This window comes from Burkholderia sp. E168m23, assembly GCF_016586125.1.
Lineage (GTDB): Bacteria > Pseudomonadota > Gammaproteobacteria > Burkholderiales > Burkholderiaceae > Burkholderia > Burkholderia orbicola.
This window is the reverse complement of the sequence record NZ_BCPP01001446.1, coordinates 1-1131: the sequence shown is the minus strand read 5'-3', so window position 1 is coordinate 1131 and position 1131 is coordinate 1. Positions and strand designations below refer to the sequence as shown.

At 73.2% G+C, this 1131-nt stretch carries 1 pseudogene; it reads right to left on the bottom strand.

The annotated features are described in order from the left end of the window. Positions 1–49 precede the first annotated feature (49 nt). A pseudogene (locus JMF90_RS38050) lies at positions 50–1131 on the bottom strand (TolC family protein); the annotation flags it as partial.

Below are 1131 nucleotides of genomic sequence, written 5' to 3'. Positions count from 1 at the left end.
CGCCTTCCCCGCCGCCCGCCGAGCGTGTCGTCGCGCCGCGCCACTCACGCTACTGCCCCGACCGAGCGAGCGGACCTGGCGTGCCCCGCTCCGTGCCCGACGGCCAGCCGCCCGCGAGCGCCTTGTACAGCGCGACCGTCGATGCGGCGCTGCGCATCCGCCCGTCGGCCGCCGCATCCTGTGCCTGCAGCAGCGTCCGCTGCGCGTCGAGCACTTCGTAGTAGTCGATCGCGCCGGCCGAGAAACGCGCCTGCGCGAGCTGCGCCGCGCGTGCGCTGTCGTCGGCCGCACGCACGAGGTGCGCGGTCTCGTCACGCGTGCGGGCGACACGCAGCAACGCGTTCTCGGTTTCCTCCAGCGCGCCGAGCACGGTCTGCCGATACTGTGCAAGCTGGCCGGCCGCTTCCGCGTCGCTCGCGGCGATCCGCGCACGCACGCGGCCGACATCGAGGAACGACCAGTCGATGCCGAGCGCGATCAGGTTGGTATCACTGCCGGCGCGGAAAAACCCGTAGCTGCTCGTCGCGCTACCGAGCAGCCCCGACAGCGTGAAGCGCGGGAACAGGTCGGCGGTCGCGACGCCGACGCGCGCGGTCGCCGCGTGCAGCCGCGCCTCGGCGGCCGCGACATCGGGGCGGCGGCGCAGCAGGTCGCCCGGCGTGCCGGGATCGATGTCGGCCGCGAGCGCCGGCAGCGGCACCGGCGTGCCTGTCGGCGTGCCCGTCTTCGGTAAGTCGAACCGGCCGATCAGCGCATCCGGCGTCTGTCCGGTCAGCACCGCGAGCCGATGCTCGTCGACGCCGATCGCGGCTTCGTACACGGCGATCCGCGACGTCGTCGATTCGTACTGCGCTCGCGCTCGCGCCGCATCCAGTTCGGAGCCTCGCCCCGCGCCGACGCGCGCATTGATCAGCGCGAGCGTCTGCTTCTGGTTGTCGGCGTTCTCGCGGGCGATCCGCAACCGCTCCTGCGAGCCGCGCAGATCGACGTACGTGCTGGCGACCTCCCCGCGATCGCGACGCGCACCGCACGCACGTCGGCCGCGCTGGCCGCCGTTTCCGCACGCTGCGACTCGATCGAGCGGCGCACGCGGCCAAACAGGTCGAGCTCCCACGCGGCATTGATCCCGAC